The sequence below is a fragment of the Pseudoclavibacter sp. CFCC 13611 genome (assembly GCF_008831225.1).
Lineage (GTDB): Bacteria > Actinomycetota > Actinomycetes > Actinomycetales > Microbacteriaceae > Pseudoclavibacter_A.
In genome coordinates this window covers 86,856-102,967 of the sequence record NZ_WBKE01000001.1, presented here as the reverse complement: position 1 = coordinate 102,967, position 16,112 = coordinate 86,856, and the positions used below count along the sequence as shown (strand labels likewise).

Below are 16,112 nucleotides of genomic sequence, written 5' to 3'. Positions count from 1 at the left end.
TCTAGGCGCGCACTTCTGTGTTAATTCTCCAGACCACGCACAATTTCAGCGGTGGCGCTTAGGAGGGGTTCTATAGACTGGCGTTCTCCGACCGTCACACGAATGCCCTCGGGAAAGACTCGCGCGATGATGCCGTGCCCTTCGAGGATCTCAGCGGCTGACTCGGTCTGGTCACCGGTCGGCAGCCACACGAAGTTTCCCTGTGACTCGTGCACCTGCCAGCCCTGGTCGACGAGACCGGCCTCGATCTGGTTGCGCCGGCTGACCAGAATCTCGAGTCTCTCGTCCAGCTCTTCACGGGCGTCGAGCGCAGCCTTCGCAGCCTCGATCGTGGCGGTCGTGAGTTCGAACGGGAGCCCCGAAGCACGCACTGCGGCGATCACGATGGGATCGCCGACGGCATAGCCGACACGCAGCCCGGCCAGCCCGTACGCCTTGGACAGGGTTCGCAGCGTGACCACGTTGCGGTGGTCGGCGATGATCGCGAGCCCGTTGACGGCGTCCTCATCACGGACGAACTCGGTATAGGCCTCGTCGATCACGATCAGCACGTCGCGTGGGGCGGACGCCACGAAGCGCTCGACCTCGTCATGAGTCAGCGTGGTGCCGGTCGGGTTGTTCGGGCTGCACAGCAGCACCGCGCGAGTGCGGTCGGTGATCGCATCGAGCATCGCATCGAGATCGTGCCGACCGTCGTCAGTGAGCGGCACCTGCACCGAGGTGGCGCCGTTGAGGGTGACCACCGAGGGATAGCCCTCGAACGAACGCCAGGCGTAGACGATCTCGTCGCCGGGCACGGCCACCGCGGTGATCAGCTGGCGCAGCACCGAGATCGATCCCGGGCCTACCGCGATCTGATCGTCGTCGACGTGGTTCAGCGCCGCCAGGCGGCGCACCAAGTCGGCGGCCGAAGAGTCAGGGTAGCGGTTGATGCTCTCGGCAGCTCCTTCGATGGCCGCCACGACTGAGGGCAGCGGGGCAAAGGGCACTTCGTTCGAGCTGAGTTTGAACCCGCCGGTCGGAGCGGGGCGTCCCTGTCGATAGGCAGCTGCGCTGGCGATCTCGGGTCGAATCTTCACTGGAGCCGTCTCGACGGACGGCTGTTGTCGCGGGTCATCCATTCTTTCAGTGTATGCCGTCTGCGCACGATTCGCCCGCCCCACACGCACCGAAGCCCTCTGTTCTGTGCGACAATCAACAGCGTCATGCCGATCCGAGCCGCGGCTCCTCGACCTGATCTTCCCTTTCAACTGAGTGATCTGTGGTTCACGCTGTCGTGTCTGCGAGGTTTTGATGGCTTCTCTCAGCGAGGTCGTGCGCGTCGACGGCCTGGTGCGCCTGATGGGCTCGCAGCTGATCGCACGCATGCCGCAGGGCATGCTGAGCATCGCGCTGCTCATGCACGTCGAGCACGTCCTCGGACGATATACGGACGCCGGACTCACCGTCGCCGCCTTCTCGATCGGCGCGGCGGTGTCCGGCCCTTTGATGGGGCGCTGGATGATCGTGTTGGGCGCCAGGCGCCTGCTCGGGGCCACGCTGCTGCTCAACGCGGCGGCCATGACGGCCATCGCCTTCGGCCCGCATCGGCTGTGGGCGTTCATGCTGTTGGCGATCGTGCTCGGCTTCTGCACGCCGCCGATTCTGCCGATCACGCGCAGCCTCTATCCGGTGCTGGTGCCGCCCCGGCTCAGTGCGCAGGTCTATTCGCTCGATTCCATCACGCAGGAGCTGATCTGGGTGGTGGGCCCGGTGCTGGTCACGGCGGTGGCACCGCTGGCCGGCACCAGCATCGCACTGGCACTGGTCGCCGCCCTCGGCTTCGTCGGCGGCGTGCTGCTGCTGACGGCTCCGGCGATTCGACTCGCGACTTTTCCCGTCAGCGGCAAGAGACTCGGCGGTGTGCTGCTCAAATGGCCGGTGCTGATCGCCATCGTCTCGTGTGCGCTGCAGAACGCCAGCTACGGCGCCGTCGAGGCTGCGGCGGTCGCCATGTTCGACGGGCAGCAGTTCACCGTGGGCATCATCATCGCGGTGTTCGCGATCGGCTCGATCGTCGGCGGCATCGTGATGGCGCGGGTGGCCATGCGGCCCTGGTCGATGGCCACGCGGCAGAGCGCCCTGGCGATCGGAACGCTGGCGGCTGCGCTGTCGCCGAACCCGTGGTGGGTCGGGGCCGCGCTCTTCGTGGCCGGACTCGGGACCGCCCCTTCGCTTGCGGTGATGTACAACGTGGTCTCGTCGAGCCTGCGCAGCGGGGATGCCACAGAGGCCTTCGGATGGATGTCGAGCGGGCTGCTCGCCGGCATTGCCATGGGCAGCGCCGGTTCAGGCGTGTTGGTCGACCACGTCGGGGCGCAGTCGGCGATGCTCTTCGGTGCGGGGCTCGCCGTCCTGGCGGTGCTGCTGCCGGCGTTCGGAACGTCCAAGCTGCCTGATCTCACGGTGCGCTCAGGGCCGCTGCTCGACACCAGCGCTGTGCCGGTGATTCATATCGGCGAGCGCTGACCGCGCTCGGACCTCACCGGCACGGCAGAGGCGACCTCAGTCGCGCTGCGGCTCGCCGACAGGCTCGGGCTCACCCTCGAAGTACGTGCGCAGCACCACCATGGTGCGTGTGCTGACGTTCGCCACACTGCGAATCTGCTGCAGCAGCTCTTCGAGCACACTCGGAGCCGCAACCCGAACCAGCAGCAGATAGCTGGCATCCCCCGCAATCGAATAGCAGGCCTCGATGCCCGCGACGCCCCGCAGACGTTCGGGGGCATCGTCAGGGGCGGCCGGGTCGAACGGCGTGATCTCGATGAAGGCGGTCAGCGGCCGCCCCACAGCCTCGTGGTCGATGACCGCTCGATACCCGCGAATCGTGCCGTCTCGCTCGAGACGCTGCACCCGCGACTGCACAGCCGAGGTGGAGAGCCCGGAGACCTCGGCGAGGCGCGCGAGGGTCGACCGCCCCTCGGTCAGCAGTGCGGTGACGATGGCTTGGTCGATGCTGTCCATGACTCCGAGTCTACGGCTCGCACCGCTCAGCCAAGCTGATTGGCGAACCTGACCAGCCGTCCCATGCCCTCGACGATCTCATCGAGATCGCCCGCATATGAGATGCGCACGAACCCCTGCCCGAGCGGCCCGAACGCCTCACCCGGCACGACGGCCACGTGCTCGTGCTGCAGCAGACGGCTGCTGAACTCGGCAGAGTCCAAACCGCTGTCGCGCACGTCGACGAACACGTAGAAGGCGCCGTCGGGCGCGACTGCGCGCAGGTTCGGCGCATCCTGCAGAGCAGAGAGCACCGCGTCACGGCGCACGGCATATGCGTCGCGCATGCGTGCGATGTCGGCGTCGAGGCCGTTGAGCGCCGCGACGCCGGCGAACTGCGCAGGGGTGTTGTTCGACGAATGGATCAGCTCGGCGATCTTCGCCGTCTCTTCGACCAGAGCGCTCGGCCCCAGCAGGTAGCCGATGCGCCACCCGGTCATCGCATACGTCTTCGACAGACTGTCGACGATGACGGTCTGGTCGCGCATGCCCGGGCACGACGCGATTGACGGGGCGACCGGGGCGTCACCGTAGACGAAGGCGTGGTACACCTCGTCCGAGATCACCCACAGACCATGCCGCTGACAGACCTGGGCGATACGCTCCAGCTCGGCCGCCGAGGTCACCGCACCGGTTGGGTTTCCGGGCGAGTTCACGATCACGACCTTGCTTCGTGAGGTGACCGCGCGCTCGATGTCTTCGGCGTTGAGCCTCATGCCGTTCTCAGGCCGGAGCGGCACCGTCACCGGCCGCCCCTCGCAGAGCAGCACCTGCGCATCGTACGAGGTGAAGTGCGGTGAAGGAATGATGACTTCGTCACCGGGGTTGAGCAGCGCCCGCAGAGCGAGATACAGGCCGAAGGTCGCTCCAGGCACCGCCTGGGCCTCGGTCTCGGCGTCGTACTCGAGGCCTTTGGCGCGTTTGGTGTATGCGACTGCGGCGGCGCGGAATTCGGGCACGCCGAGCACGTTGGTGTAGTGGGTGTCGCCTCGGCTGATCGCCTCGCATGCGGCCTTGGCCGCGCGTTCGGGCACCGACTCCGCCGGCTCGCCGACGGCGAAGGTGATGACGTCGGGAATCAGCTCGCAGTCGTCGAAGACGTCACGAATTCCCGAGCGCGGCGTGCTCTGTGCGACGAGCGAGAGATCTCCCGGAACCATCTGCGTCCTCCTGAACCTGCGAATGAGTAAACAACCACATTCAGATTACGGAAGAATTCCGGTGTCTGCAATATCTGCCGGATATTTTCCGGCCAACTGTGTTCAGCTCAGCAGATCGGCGTCTCCAGAGCGGATCAGCTTCTTGTTGACGAACTCCTGAATGCCCAGCGAACCGAGTTCGCGGCCGTTGCCTGAGCCTTTGACCCCGCCGAACGACAGCTCAGCCGAGTCGGCGCCCACTTCGTTGATGTACACCATGCCTGCGTCGATGCGATCTGCCACGCGCAGCGCCTGGGCGCGATCCGTCGTGAACAGGTAGGAGCCGAGGCCGTACTCCGTGTCGTTGGCGATCTGCACCGCCTCGTCTTCGTCGCTGACGCGATAGACCTGCGCCACCGGGCCGAAGAACTCCTCACGATAGGCGTCGTTCTGAGGCGTCACCCCGGTGAGAACTGTGGGATCGAAGTAGGCGCCGCGGTGTTCGGGGCCGCCGAGCACCGCAGTGGCCCCCTGGTCGAGTGCTCGCTGCACCTGATCGCTGAGCAGCTCGGCAGCCGACAGCGAGCTGAGCGGCCCGAGCGCGATGTCCGGCGCCACTGCGGGGTTCTGCGCATGCACGTCGCTGAGCGCCGCGACGAAGCGCCGCAGGAACTCGTCGTACAGGTCGTCGACGATCAGAAAGCGCTTCGCCCCGTTGCACGACTGCCCGTTGTTGTCGAGTCTCGCGGCAACGGCAGCTTCGACCGTGGCATCGAGATCGTCGGTGCTGAGCAGAATGAACGGGTCGGAGCCTCCCAGCTCCAACACGACTTTCTTCACGTGCTGCCCCGCGAGCGCAGCCACCGCCGCACCGGCACGGGCAGAGCCGGTCAGCGAGACTCCGCGCACACGTGGGTCGGCGACGACCGATTCGATCTGCTCATGAGTGGCGAGCACCGAGACGTACGCCCCGTCGATGACTCCGGCTTCAGCCATGATGTCTTCGATCTGCTGCGCCGACTCCGGGCACTGCAGAGCGGGTTTCAGCAGGATCGTATTGCCGATGATCAGGTTCGGGCCGGCGAAGCGAGCCACCTGATAGTAGGGAAAGTTCCACGGCATGATGCCGAGCAGCGGCCCCAGCGAGGCCTTGCGTACGAACGCCGTGCCGGGATTGGCCGGCTCGATCGGGTCATCCGCCAGGAACGCTTCGGCATGGTCGGCATAGTAGTCGTAGATGTCGGCCGAGAAGTCGACTTCGCCCAGCGACTGCTCGAGTGGCTTGCCCATCTCGCGGGTGGCGATCTCAGCCAGCCGATCTCGGCGTTCCCGATGCAGCGCGGCGACGCGGTGGATGGCCTGGACGCGCTCGGCGATCGAAGTCGTGCTCCAGCGTGCGTGCGCCTCGGTGGCTCGACTGATCGCCTCGGCGAGCGCGGCGTCCTGGATGGCCGGGTACTCGGCCAGCTTCTCACCCGTGGCGGGATTGGTCACAGCGTATGTCGACGTTGACATAGTGAGGTCTCCTTGTCGTTGGGGTCGGTTGGCGGCCATCCTATCCGCCGCGTCATCGGAGTGGACGGAATGGGAGGAATCGCCGGTGATCGTATACGTACCGCCTCGGTCGAGGGAGCATCGCTTAGGCTGGCCGCATCCGGGCAGCCCGCTGACGTGCCACCCGGCCCACATCTCGGTCGCCTCATCGACGATTCGTGCAGGGCCTTTTCACACAGCAGGCGATGCCTGAGCACCAGCAGCTCGCTGTGCCGCGGATTCTTCTCAGAAAGGCCCGACATGACTGCAGCAGAGACCCTCGAGCTCGTCGTCACCGCCCACCAGCGCCTGTTCGGCGACCGAGACACCAGCGTGCTCGACACCGACGCCTTCGCTCCAGACTTCATCGAGCACTCCCCACTCGTCGCCGACGGCCGAACAGGGCTGAAGCAGCTGGTCGAAGAGGCACCGACGCTCAGGTATCGACTCGTCCGACAGTTCGTCGACGGCGACCTCGTCGCGCTGCACGGCCGATACACCGGGCTGGACGACGAACCGCTGATCGGATTCGACATCTATCGGGTGGCCGACGGGGCAATCGTCGAGCACTGGGACGGCCTCGTTCCCGAAGCGCCCCCGAATGCGAGCGGCAGAACACAGCTCGACGGGCCGGTGCACACCGACCGAAGCGTCGACACCGAGACCAGCCGCCGCCAAGTCGCTGATTTCTTCCAGACCGTGCTGATCGAACAGCGGTATGACGAGTGGGCGACGTTCAGCAACGGCGAGGGCTTTCGCCAGCACAGCCCCGACATCGCCGACGGCACCGAGGCCGTCGTGGAGTTTCTTCACCAGCTCAAAAGCGAAGGCACTCCCCTCGTCTACGACCGCACGCACCGACGCGTCGCGCAGAACGACTTCGTGCTGACCCAGTCAGAGGGCAGCATCGGCGGAGTCAGACACGCTTTTCTCGAACTGTGGCGCGTGGCCGACGGCAAGATCGTCGAGCTGTGGGATGCGATCGCCGAGATTCCGGCAGACAGCGAGGCTGTGCATCCCTACGGTCTGTTCTGACTGCCTCGCACGGCTCCCGCACTAAGCTGGTCATGTTCACGCAGACCAGCCATCGCATCCACAGGAGCCACCTCTTGAGCACTCTCGACCACCAGCCACTCAGCCCTCTCGACGGCCGCTACCAGAAGGCCGTCAGCGGCCTCGGCGAGTACCTCAGCGAGGCGGGCCTGAACCGCGCGCGCGTGCACATCGAGGTCGAGTGGCTGATCTTTCTGACCGAGAACGGTCTGTTCGGCACCAGCCCGCTCACCGCGGATCAGAAGGCCGGTCTGCGAGCGCTGGTCACCGACTTCGACCAGAACAGCATCGATGAACTCGCCAAACTCGAGGCCGTCAAGAAGCACGATGTGAAGAGCGTCGAGGTGTTCATCCGCCAGCATCTGCCTGCCCTGGGGCTGGCCGATCGCGCCGAGCTGGTGCACATCGCCTGCACCAGCGAAGACATCAACAATCTCTCCTACGCCGTGATCGTGCGCGACGCGGTGCGCGAGGTGTGGCTGCCGAAGGCGGATGCCGTGGTCGCCCAGATCGCGGAGCTCGCCGAGCGCTACGGCGACGTGCCCCTGCTCGCCCACACGCACGGGCAGCCGGCGACGCCGACCACGATGGGCAAAGAGCTGGCCGTGTTCACCCATCGACTGCGTCGCCAGCTGGGGCATGTGCGCGAACAGCAGTACCTGGGCAAGTTCAACGGCGCGACAGGCACCTACGCCGCGCACGTGGTCGCCGACCCGAGTGCCGACTGGCCCGACGTCTCACGCGACTTCGTCGAGGGCCTGGGGCTCACCTGGAACCCGCTGACCACGCAGATCGAGTCGCACGACTGGCAGGCCGAGCTCTACTCGACGGTCGAGCACTTCAACGGCATCCTGCACAACCTCGCCACCGACTTCTGGACGTACATCTCGATGGGGTACTTCCATCAGATCCCGGTCGCAGGAGAGGTCGGGTCGTCGACCATGCCGCACAAGGTCAATCCGATTCGCTTCGAGAACGCAGAGGCCAACCTCGAGCTCTCGAACGCGCTGCTCTCATCACTCGCTCAGACGCTCATCACCAGCCGCATGCAGCGCGACCTCACCGACTCGACGACCCAGCGCAACATCGGCGTGGCCTTCGGGCACTCGCTGCTCGCGCTCGATAACGTCGCCAAGGGGCTGAACACGGTCGAGCTGGCTGCGCCGACACTGCTCGACGATCTCGACCACAACTGGGAGGTGCTCGCCGAGGCCATTCAGACCGTGATCCGCGCCGAGGTCGCCGCCGGTCGCTCGAAGATCGACGACCCCTACACACTGCTCAAGGGGCTCACTCGCGGGCATCGCATCGGTCAGGCCGATCTCGAAGAGTTCGTACAGGGCCTCGACATCGGCGACGAGGCGAAGCAGCGCCTGCTCGCTCTGCGCCCCGAGACCTACATCGGGCTCGCGCCTCAGCTGGCGAAGACGCGGTGAGGGTCAGACCGAGGAGACTCGCCCGGAGACGTAGGCGTTGACGATCTGCTCTTGGGCGTCGTGCAGGTATGCGCGCATCTCTTGCGCCGCATCCGCTGAGTCGCCCCGCTGAATCAGGCCGACGATGTGCTCATTGCGGTCGATGTACTGCTCATGCATGTAGCGCGGGCTGCCGATCAGCCCGAACATCAGCCGCAGCTGCGCGGCGAGCGACCGATACAGGTCTGCGAGTATCGGGCTGTCGGCGAGGGCGATCACCGCCTCGTGAAACGTCACATCGGCCGTGCCGACAGCGCGCCAGTCATCGGCCTCGGCCGCGGCTCGAGCACGCAGCACGCAGTCTCGCATGCGCTCGAGCGACGGATGCCCCGGTGCGGCACCGGCGATCGCCTCGGGTTCGATCAGCTGCCGCACCCGGAAGACGTCGAAGACCTCGGGAAGACCGGGACGGCTGACGAACACTCCGCGATTGGGAACGTGCTCGACCAGGCGCTCGCGAGCGAGCAGGCGGAAGACCTCTCGCAACGTGTTGCGAGACACGCCCAGTCGCTCGGCCAGATCGGCCTCTGGAAGCTTGTCTCCGGGCGAGACCTCGCCGTCGGTGATCAGTACGCGCAGAGCCTGCGCCGCCTTCTCAGGCACGGAGAGTGGGAGCGCTTGGGTCACAGCAGAAATTCTACCCGCCCCGTTTCGGCTCCCGGCTGCGCCCTGGTGGCACGTGCAGCGCGTCCGGCCTCAACGGGTCGGTAATTGTTCACTTCACCTACTTGTAACATGAACGAAACTCCGATCATATTTCAAGTGTTCATGCTCTTTGTTGAACAACCTGTACGATATCGCACAGTCAACGACGACCGCGGGCCGACGCCCGCCTGTTCGAATGGAGCACCATGAGCGCAGAGACCTCCCCCGGGTCGGAAACCCGAGAGCCCTCATCATCGAGCGTCAGTCCTTCTGCCTCGAAGGGCAGCCAGACCGCTCAGTTTCTGAAAGAACGCCGAAGCTCCCTGATCGGCGCGGTCTTCCTGATGGCCATGTCTGCAGTCGGCCCCGGCTTCATCACGCAGACGGCGACCTTCACCGTGCAGCTCGGCGCAGCCTTCGGATTCGGCATCCTGCTGTCGATCGTCATCGACTTCATCGTGCAGCTGAACGTCTGGCGCATCATCGGGCTCTCGGGCAAGACCGCCGGAGAGCTCGCCAACGCCGCCATTCCGGGCACCGGCTACGTGCTCGCCGTGCTGGTCATCTTCGGCGGGCTCGTGTTCAACATCGGCAACATCGCCGGCATCGGCCTCGGGCTGAACGCCGCGATCGGGCTTGACCCGAAGATCGGCGGGCTCATCGGCGCGCTCTTGGCGATCGGCATCTTTCTGTACAAACGCGCCGGAAAGGTGATGGATCGCGTGGTCATCGCCCTCGCCGCGGTCAAGGTCGCCATCGTGGTGGTCGTGCTCTTCGTCGTGCAGCCCCCCGTCGGTCACGCGCTCACCGAGACCGTGATGCCCGACAACGTCAACCTCGCCGCACTGACCACGATCGTCGGCGGCACCATCGGCGGCTACATCACCTATGCCGGCGCGCATCGTCTGCTCGATGCGAAGATCACCGGCAGCGAGAACATCAAGGCCATCAGCACGGCATCGTTCTGGGGCGTCACCATCACCGGCGTCATCCGCTACCTGCTGTTCCTCGCCATTCTCGGCGTCGCAGCCAGCGGAGTCACGATCGATCTCGCAAGTCACACCGCCAACCCCGCCGCGCAGGCCTTCCAGGTCGCGCTCGGCGAATGGGGATTCCGCATCTTCGGTGTCATCTTCTGGGCGGCCGGCACGACGTCGACCATCGGCGCCGCGTACACCTCGGTGTCATTCTTCAACGTCTTCAGCCCGAAGTTCCTCGAACCGCGTCTGCGCAACATCACCACGATCGGCTTCATCGCCGTCTCGCTGGTCGTCTACCTGCTGCTCGGCACGGCTCCGGCAGCGCTGCTGGTCTTCGCCGGCGGCTTCAACGGACTGATCCTGCCCATCGGCCTCACGCTGATGATCTACATCGGCTTCGCCCGGCGCGATCTGCTCGGCAACTACCGCTACCCGATCTGGCTGCTCATCCTCGGAGCGCTCGTCTGCGTCTTCACCTGGTGGATGGGCATCTCGTCGATCCAGCCGATCTTCGCTCTGCTCGGCCTCTCGTAGCCTGACCGTTCAGACCCGACATCAGACCGGGTCGGTGGGTGCGCTTCCCCTCCCCCAGCGCATCCACCGGCCCTCCATCACCGCGGTGACCTCGCAGCATCATCACCGCAGCACCACACCTGCACCGCCCGTCGTCGAGACTTCGGGCGCAGAATTGGAGCATCATGACAGCAATAGATCTCAACAGCGACATGGGCGAAGGCTTCGGCCGGTGGTCGCTCGGCGACGACGACGCCATGCTCGACATCGTCACCAGCGCGAACATCGCCTGCGGCTTTCACGCCGGCGACCCGATCGGTCTCATACACACGACGAAGTCGGCCGTCGGCCGAGGCGTCGTCATCGGCGCCCACCCTGCATACCGAGATCTCGCCGGCTTCGGGCGTCGCGCGATGGATGTCGCCTCGCCGGAGCTGACCGCCGACGTGCTCTATCAGATCGCCGCGCTCGACGGCATCACGCGTTCGGCCGGCGGGCGCATGCGCTACGTCAAGCCGCATGGCGGGCTCTACAACCGCATCGCCGTCGATCCGGTGCAGGCTGCGGCTGTGGTCGAGGCGATCCGCGAGTACGACTCAGACCTGGCCGTGATGGCACTGGCCGGCTCGGTCTTCGCCCGTGTCGCCGACGAAGCGGGCCTCCGGGTGATCGCCGAGGCCTTCGCCGACCGGGGCTACCAGCCCGATGGCACGCTCGTCTCACGTCGCGAGCCCGGTGCTGTCCTGAGCGATGCGGATGCCGTGGCCGATCGCATCGTTCGTCTCGCCGAGACCGGCACGCTGATCGCCGTCGACGGCAGCCAGCTCCATCTCGATGCCGAATCGGTCTGTGTGCACAGCGACTCGCCGGGTGCCCTCGACATGGCCCGGGCGATTCGTGACCGCTTACAGCACGAAGGAATTGCCGTTCGTTCCACGCTTGACCCTGAGGAGGCCGCATGAACTCCCCCATCGCATCCGCGCAGCTCGAAGCCCGAACGGCCCGCGAGCGCTACCGCGCCGGCGAGTGCCTGCCCACGGCGGGCGTCGCCCCAGGCATGGCGCAGGCGAACCTGCTGGCCGTGCCACGCGAGTACGCCTACGATTTTCTGCTCTTCGCCCAGCGCAACCCGAAGCCGTGCCCGGTGCTCGACGTGACCGATCCCGGCTCGCCTCGCACGGTGCTGGCGCCGACCGCCGATCTGCGCACCGACCTTCCGAAGTATCGGGTGTGGCGCGACGGCGAGCTGGTCGACGAGCCGACCGATGCGACGGAGGCCTGGGCGGAGCACCCTGATCTGGTCGCATTTCTCATCGGCTGCAGCTTCACCTTCGAGACGCCGCTGCAGCGGGCGGGCATCGAGGTTCGGCACATCGCAGAGGGAACGAACGTTCCCATGTATCGCACGAATCGGCAGTGTCGCCCCGCGGGGGCCTTCCACGGCGAGATGGTCGTGTCGATGCGGCCGATCCCCTCGGATCGGGTGGCCGAGGCGGCGATGATCTCGGGTCGCTATCCGGCGGTGCACGGCTCGCCCGTGCACGTCGGCGACCCGGCCGGCCTGGGCGTCGCCGATCTGGCGCGACCCGACTTCGGCGATGCAGTGCCCGTGCATGACGGCGAGGTGCCGGTGTTCTGGGCGTGCGGCGTCACTCCGCAGGCGGCCGTCATGGCCTCGCGGCTTCCGTTCGCGATCACGCACGCCCCGGGATACATGTTCGTCTCAGACGTCTCCGACACGACGTACGAGGTCTGAGATGCGCGTGCTGCCGGTCAACACCGATGTGCTGTTAGTCGAGCTGGACGAGCTCTCGCAGGCGGTGGCTCTCAACCAGTCGCTGCTGGACGATCCGATTGCGGGAGTGCACGAGCTCGTTCCTGCCGCTCGAACGGTGCTCGTGCGTTTTCACCCGACCCGCATCGATGCCGCCGAGCTCACCGCGCTGCTGCTGGAACGCGACGTAAGTGCGCCGCTCGGTGCCGACGGAGAGATCGTCCAGATGCCGGTCAGCTACGACGGAGACGACCTCGCCGAGGTGGCGGATCTGCTCGGCGTCACTCCTGCAGACGTCATCGCCATGCACACCGCCTCGACCTACACCGTCGCGTTCACCGGATTCGCTCCCGGCTTCAGCTATCTGGTCGGCGGCGACCCGAGGCTGAACGTGCCGCGCCGAAGCACCCCGCGCACTGCCATTCCCGCCGGAGCCGTCGGTCTGGCCGGTACGTACAGCGGGATCTATCCGCGCGTCAGCCCCGGCGGCTGGCAGATCATCGGCACCACCGAGCTGCCGATGTTCGATCTGCGCCTGGATCCTCCCGCGACCCTGCGCCCCGGCATGCGCGTGCGCTTCGTCGAGGCCGAGAGATCGACGCGGCAGCAGCCGACTGCACCCCAGACCGCTGCCGTCGCAGGCGACGACAGCGGCTCGCGAACCGCACTGGAGGTCGTCGAGCCCGGGCTCGGCTCGACGCTGCAGGATCTGGGGCGACCGGGGCACGCCGATCTCGGCGTCTCACGTTCCGGTGCTCTCGACCATGACAGCGCCCGGCTGGCGGCCCGTCTCGTCGGCAACGCCTCCGATGCCGCAAGCATCGAGACGCACGGCGGGCTGCGACTGCGAGCGATCGGCGAACTGGTGCTCGCCGTCACCGGCGCGCAGGTGTCGGCCACCGTCCGCCCCGCGTCGACGCCGGAGACGGAGACGGAGACGGACGCTGAACGCCCGGCTGCCCGGATGCCGGCTCCCCGCTCGGCTCCCGAGCTGCAGGCCTTCGCTCTGCGCGACGGCGAGACGCTCGAGCTCGGCTTTCCCACGCGCGGCAACGTCGCATACGTCGGCGTACGCGGTGGGTTCGCCGTCGCCCCGGTGCTCGACAGCCTCTCGACCGATGTGCTCTCGGGCCTTGGGCCGGAGCCTCTGCGCGCCGGTGACGTGCTGCCGGTGCGCCGTGCCGCAGTCGCTGCGGTCGCACAGATCTGGGGTGCGGATGCGCCCGACGACACTCTGCACAGCCGTCTGCCCGCCCCGGGCGACGTGGTCACTCTCGATGTGGTGCTCGGGCCGCGTACCGAGATGTTCGCCGATGACGCGGTGCAGGCACTCTTCGATCAGCAGTGGGAGGTCACGGCGCAGTCGAACCGCGTCGGTCTGCGCCTGCACGGGCCGACGCCGCTGGAGCGCCGCGACCACCGAGAGCTCGAGTCTGAGGGCACCTCCTCTGGTGCTCTGCAGGTGCCGCCCAACGGGCAACCGGTGCTGTTCATGGCCGATCACCCGCTGACCGGCGGCTACCCCGTCATCGGCTCGGTCGCCTCGTATCACCTCAATCTCGCCGGGCAGGTGCCGATCGGCGCCAGCATTCGCTTTCGTGCGGTCACCGACCCTCAGGGGCAGGCATCCGCCACCGACGACGCATCTCTCACGAAGGAGAACTGAACATGATCAGCAGAGTGCTCATCGCCAACCGCGGCGAGATCGCCGTGCGCATCGCTCGAGGCTGCGCCGCCTATGGGGTGACCTCGATCGCGGTGTACTCCGACCCCGATGCCGATGCGCTGCACACCCGCGTCGCCGACGAGGCCTATGCCCTGCCCGGGGCCACTGCCGCTGACACGTACCTCGACATCGACGCCCTCATCGACGTCGCACGACGTGCGCATGCTGACGCCGTGCACCCCGGTTACGGCTTTCTGTCAGAGAACGCCGACTTCGCTCAGGCCGTCATCGACGCAGGACTCATCTGGATCGGCCCGCGGCCGCAGACGATCCGCTCGCTCGGCGACAAGGTGACCGCTCGCCAGCTGGCCTCCTCGGTCGGGGCCCCACTCGTCGAGGGCACTCCCGGGCCGGTCGCCGACGGTGCCGAGGCGCTGGCGTTCGCACAGCAGCACGGTCTGCCGATCGCGATCAAAGCCGCGTTCGGAGGCGGCGGACGAGGCCTGAAGGTGGCTTGGAGACTCGACGAGGTGGTCGACCAGTTCGAGTCGGCCGAACGAGAGGCGGTCGCCGCGTTCGGCCGCGGAGAATGCTTCATCGAGCAGTACGTGCCTCACCCGCGACACGTCGAAGCGCAGGTCGTCGGCGACGCCGACGGTCACGTCGTCGTGGTCGGCACTCGTGACTGCTCGCTGCAGCGACGCAATCAGAAAGTCGTCGAAGAGGCACCGGCGCCGTTTCTCACCGACGAGCAGCGCAGCGCGATCGAGTCGGCGGCGAAGCGCATCTGCGAGGCCGCAGACTATGTCAGCGCCGGCACGGTCGAGTTCCTGGTCGGGGCGAACGGCACGGTCTCGTTTCTCGAAGTGAACACCCGCCTGCAGGTCGAGCATCCGATCACCGAGCTGACCAGCGGCGTCGATCTGGTGCGGCAGCAGCTGCGAGTCGCCGACGGGCTGCCGCTCGAGATCGACCAGACTCCGCTGCCACGGGGCCATGCCTTCGAGTTCCGCATCAACGCCGAAGACGCCGGGCGTGGGTTTCTGCCGGCACCCGGGAGCATCAGCCGCTTCGACGCTCCGGGCGGCGAGGGCGTGCGTCTCGACTCCGGGGTCGTCGCGGGCAGTGTGGTGAGCGGGCTGTACGACTCGCTGCTGGCGAAGCTCGTGGTCTGGGGTGCCGATCGCGACGAGGCACTGCGCAAGGCCCGCCAGGCGCTGCGGGAGTTCCAGGTCGACGGTGTGCCGACGCTGCTGGACTTCGACCGGCGCATCGTCGACGATCCGGCGTTCGCCGCCGCCGATGCTGACGACTTCGCGGTGCACACGAGGTGGATCGAGACCGAATGCTCCTGGCTCGACGAGCTGCACCAGCCCTTCTCTGACCCGATGCCAAGCGAACCGCTGACACGCACCTGGATCGAGCTCGACGGCCGCCGTGTCGAGCTCGGGCTTCCGGCACAGCTGGTCGGCTCGCTGGCAGGCGGAGTCTCTGCGGCCGCCGTGCTGCAGAGCGGCCCCGGCGACGAGGCGGTCGCAGGCAGCGCATCCGCCGCGGATGCCGCAGCCGACGGCGTCGGCTCGAACGAGCCCGGTGCGGTGTGCGCGCCGATCACCGGAACGCTCGTCGCGTGGAAGGCGGAAGACGGAGCGTCGGTCGCCGAAGGCGAGGTGCTCGCCGTCATGGAGGCGATGAAGATGGAGACACAGGTGCTCGCGCCGTGCGCGGGGGTGCTGCACCGCGAGGCAGAGGTCGGCAGCGCGCTGATCAGCGGCGGAGTATGCATCGCTCTCGTGCGGTGAATACCGGCCGCGGGCGGGCATGTGCTGCTCACCCCGCAGACGTCGGAGGGGTGCCGCGGAAAGGTCGGTCAGACTTCTCAGCGGCACCCCAGTCGACAGCGCGGCTCTCTGGTGTCGGGGACGATCAGCTCACAGCTGCGTCGCCCTGCTCACCGGTGCGTACGCGTACGACGTCGAGCACCTCGGTGACCCAAATCTTGCCGTCACCGATGCTGCCGGTGCGCGCAGTCTCTTGAATGGCGTCGATCGCGGCAGTGGCCTGCTCGTCTGCGACGATCACTTCGATGCGAATCTTCGGCACGAAGTCGACGCGCACCTCACGGGCGCGATAGACCTCAACCTTTCCGGCTTGTGCCCCGTATCCGCGGGCGTCCACAACTGTCAGGCCTTTCACCCCGACGTGTTCCAGCGCACTCTTAATCGGCTGCAGCGTTCCAGGCTGCAGAACTGCGGTGATGAGTTTCATAGTGTTTGTGTTCCTTTCGACAGG

The 16,112-nt window shown here is 66.8% G+C and carries 14 protein-coding genes; 8 read left to right on the top strand and 6 right to left on the bottom strand.

What is annotated here, in order from left to right; genetic code table 11:
• Positions 1-20 precede the first annotated feature (20 nt).
• The gene (locus F8O08_RS00430) at positions 21-1,121 is read right to left on the bottom strand and encodes a histidinol-phosphate transaminase (protein WP_158042292.1); all 1,101 of its coding nucleotides are present in this window, start codon (positions 1,119-1,121) and stop codon (positions 21-23) included.
• Positions 1,122-1,293: 172 nt separating this feature from the next.
• Here F8O08_RS00430 and F8O08_RS00425 point away from each other — a divergent pair, with 172 nt between their 5' ends.
• Positions 1,294-2,508 (top strand): MFS transporter, encoded by a 1,215-nt coding sequence (locus F8O08_RS00425; RefSeq protein ID WP_158030602.1) that lies wholly within the window; start codon positions 1,294-1,296, stop codon positions 2,506-2,508.
• 36 nt (positions 2,509-2,544) lie between these two features.
• Here F8O08_RS00425 and F8O08_RS00420 read toward each other — a convergent pair whose 3' ends face one another.
• The 3 genes from F8O08_RS00420 to F8O08_RS00410 all read right to left on the bottom strand — a co-directional run bounded on the left by F8O08_RS00420 (position 2,545) and on the right by F8O08_RS00410 (position 5,696).
• On the bottom strand, positions 2,545-3,003 hold the full coding sequence (locus F8O08_RS00420; RefSeq protein WP_158030601.1) for an Lrp/AsnC family transcriptional regulator: 459 nt from the start codon (positions 3,001-3,003) through the stop codon (positions 2,545-2,547).
• Positions 3,004-3,029: 26 nt separating this feature from the next.
• Complete coding sequence (locus tag F8O08_RS00415) at positions 3,030-4,202, bottom strand: pyridoxal phosphate-dependent aminotransferase (protein ID WP_158042291.1); 1,173 nt, start codon at positions 4,200-4,202, stop codon at positions 3,030-3,032.
• 102 nt (positions 4,203-4,304) lie between these two features.
• A complete protein-coding gene (locus F8O08_RS00410; RefSeq protein WP_158042290.1) occupies positions 4,305-5,696 on the bottom strand; it encodes an NAD-dependent succinate-semialdehyde dehydrogenase in 1,392 nt (463 codons plus the stop codon).
• Positions 5,697-5,975: 279 nt separating this feature from the next.
• On the opposite strand from F8O08_RS00410, the gene F8O08_RS00405 reads away from it, so the two are divergent.
• Both F8O08_RS00405 and purB read left to right on the top strand, forming a co-directional pair.
• The gene (locus F8O08_RS00405; protein WP_158042289.1) at positions 5,976-6,749 is read left to right on the top strand and encodes a nuclear transport factor 2 family protein; all 774 of its coding nucleotides are present in this window, start codon (positions 5,976-5,978) and stop codon (positions 6,747-6,749) included.
• 74 nt (positions 6,750-6,823) lie between these two features.
• On the top strand, positions 6,824-8,203 hold the full coding sequence (purB, locus tag F8O08_RS00400; RefSeq protein ID WP_158042288.1) for an adenylosuccinate lyase: 1,380 nt from the start codon (positions 6,824-6,826) through the stop codon (positions 8,201-8,203).
• 3 nt (positions 8,204-8,206) lie between these two features.
• Here purB and F8O08_RS00395 read toward each other — a convergent pair whose 3' ends face one another.
• A complete protein-coding gene (locus F8O08_RS00395) occupies positions 8,207-8,869 on the bottom strand; it encodes a GntR family transcriptional regulator (protein ID WP_158042287.1) in 663 nt (220 codons plus the stop codon).
• Positions 8,870-9,093: 224 nt separating this feature from the next.
• Between F8O08_RS00395 and F8O08_RS00390 the strand changes: the two genes are divergently transcribed.
• The 5 genes from F8O08_RS00390 (at position 9,094) to F8O08_RS00370 (ending at position 15,622) form a co-directional block, all read left to right on the top strand.
• A complete protein-coding gene (locus F8O08_RS00390) occupies positions 9,094-10,401 on the top strand; it encodes an NRAMP family divalent metal transporter (protein WP_158042286.1) in 1,308 nt (435 codons plus the stop codon).
• A 164-nt stretch (positions 10,402-10,565) separates the two neighbouring features.
• Positions 10,566-11,342, top strand: coding sequence for a LamB/YcsF family protein (locus F8O08_RS00385; protein WP_158042285.1), 777 nt, complete (start codon positions 10,566-10,568; stop codon positions 11,340-11,342).
• Positions 11,339-12,136: a putative hydro-lyase gene (locus F8O08_RS00380; RefSeq protein ID WP_158038624.1), complete on the top strand. Its 798-nt coding sequence runs from the start codon at positions 11,339-11,341 to the stop codon at positions 12,134-12,136. The genes F8O08_RS00385 and F8O08_RS00380 overlap by 4 nt, the downstream gene beginning before the upstream one ends.
• Before the next feature lies 1 nt (position 12,137).
• Positions 12,138-13,820, top strand: coding sequence for a carboxyltransferase domain-containing protein (locus F8O08_RS00375; RefSeq protein WP_158042284.1), 1,683 nt, complete (start codon positions 12,138-12,140; stop codon positions 13,818-13,820).
• 2 nt (positions 13,821-13,822) lie between these two features.
• Positions 13,823-15,622, top strand: coding sequence for an acetyl/propionyl/methylcrotonyl-CoA carboxylase subunit alpha (locus tag F8O08_RS00370; protein ID WP_158042283.1), 1,800 nt, complete (start codon positions 13,823-13,825; stop codon positions 15,620-15,622).
• 124 nt (positions 15,623-15,746) lie between these two features.
• On the opposite strand, the gene F8O08_RS00365 is transcribed toward F8O08_RS00370, so the two are convergent.
• On the bottom strand, positions 15,747-16,088 hold the full coding sequence (locus tag F8O08_RS00365; RefSeq protein WP_158042282.1) for a P-II family nitrogen regulator: 342 nt from the start codon (positions 16,086-16,088) through the stop codon (positions 15,747-15,749).
• Between the last annotated feature and the right edge of the window lie 24 nt (positions 16,089-16,112).

What these genes read in the sequence shown, in the direction of transcription:
- F8O08_RS00380 (WP_158038624.1), top strand. Translation starts at nt 11,339, where the DNA reads ATGAACTCCCCCATCGCATCCGCGCAGCTCGAAGCCCGAACGGCCCGC.
- F8O08_RS00390 (WP_158042286.1), top strand. Translation starts at nt 9,094, where the DNA reads ATGAGCGCAGAGACCTCCCCCGGGTCGGAAACCCGAGAGCCCTCATCA.
- F8O08_RS00370 (WP_158042283.1), top strand. Translation starts at nt 13,823, where the DNA reads ATGATCAGCAGAGTGCTCATCGCCAACCGCGGCGAGATCGCCGTGCGC.
- F8O08_RS00425 (WP_158030602.1), top strand. Translation starts at nt 1,294, where the DNA reads ATGGCTTCTCTCAGCGAGGTCGTGCGCGTCGACGGCCTGGTGCGCCTG.
- F8O08_RS00405 (WP_158042289.1), top strand. Translation starts at nt 5,976, where the DNA reads ATGACTGCAGCAGAGACCCTCGAGCTCGTCGTCACCGCCCACCAGCGC.
- F8O08_RS00430 (WP_158042292.1), bottom strand. Translation starts at nt 1,121, where the DNA reads ATGGATGACCCGCGACAACAGCCGTCCGTCGAGACGGCTCCAGTGAAG.
- F8O08_RS00420 (WP_158030601.1), bottom strand. Translation starts at nt 3,003, where the DNA reads ATGGACAGCATCGACCAAGCCATCGTCACCGCACTGCTGACCGAGGGG.
- F8O08_RS00410 (WP_158042290.1), bottom strand. Translation starts at nt 5,696, where the DNA reads ATGTCAACGTCGACATACGCTGTGACCAATCCCGCCACGGGTGAGAAG.
- F8O08_RS00385 (WP_158042285.1), top strand. Translation starts at nt 10,566, where the DNA reads ATGACAGCAATAGATCTCAACAGCGACATGGGCGAAGGCTTCGGCCGG.
- F8O08_RS00375 (WP_158042284.1), top strand. Translation starts at nt 12,138, where the DNA reads ATGCGCGTGCTGCCGGTCAACACCGATGTGCTGTTAGTCGAGCTGGAC.
- F8O08_RS00365 (WP_158042282.1), bottom strand. Translation starts at nt 16,088, where the DNA reads ATGAAACTCATCACCGCAGTTCTGCAGCCTGGAACGCTGCAGCCGATT.
- F8O08_RS00415 (WP_158042291.1), bottom strand. Translation starts at nt 4,202, where the DNA reads ATGGTTCCGGGAGATCTCTCGCTCGTCGCACAGAGCACGCCGCGCTCG.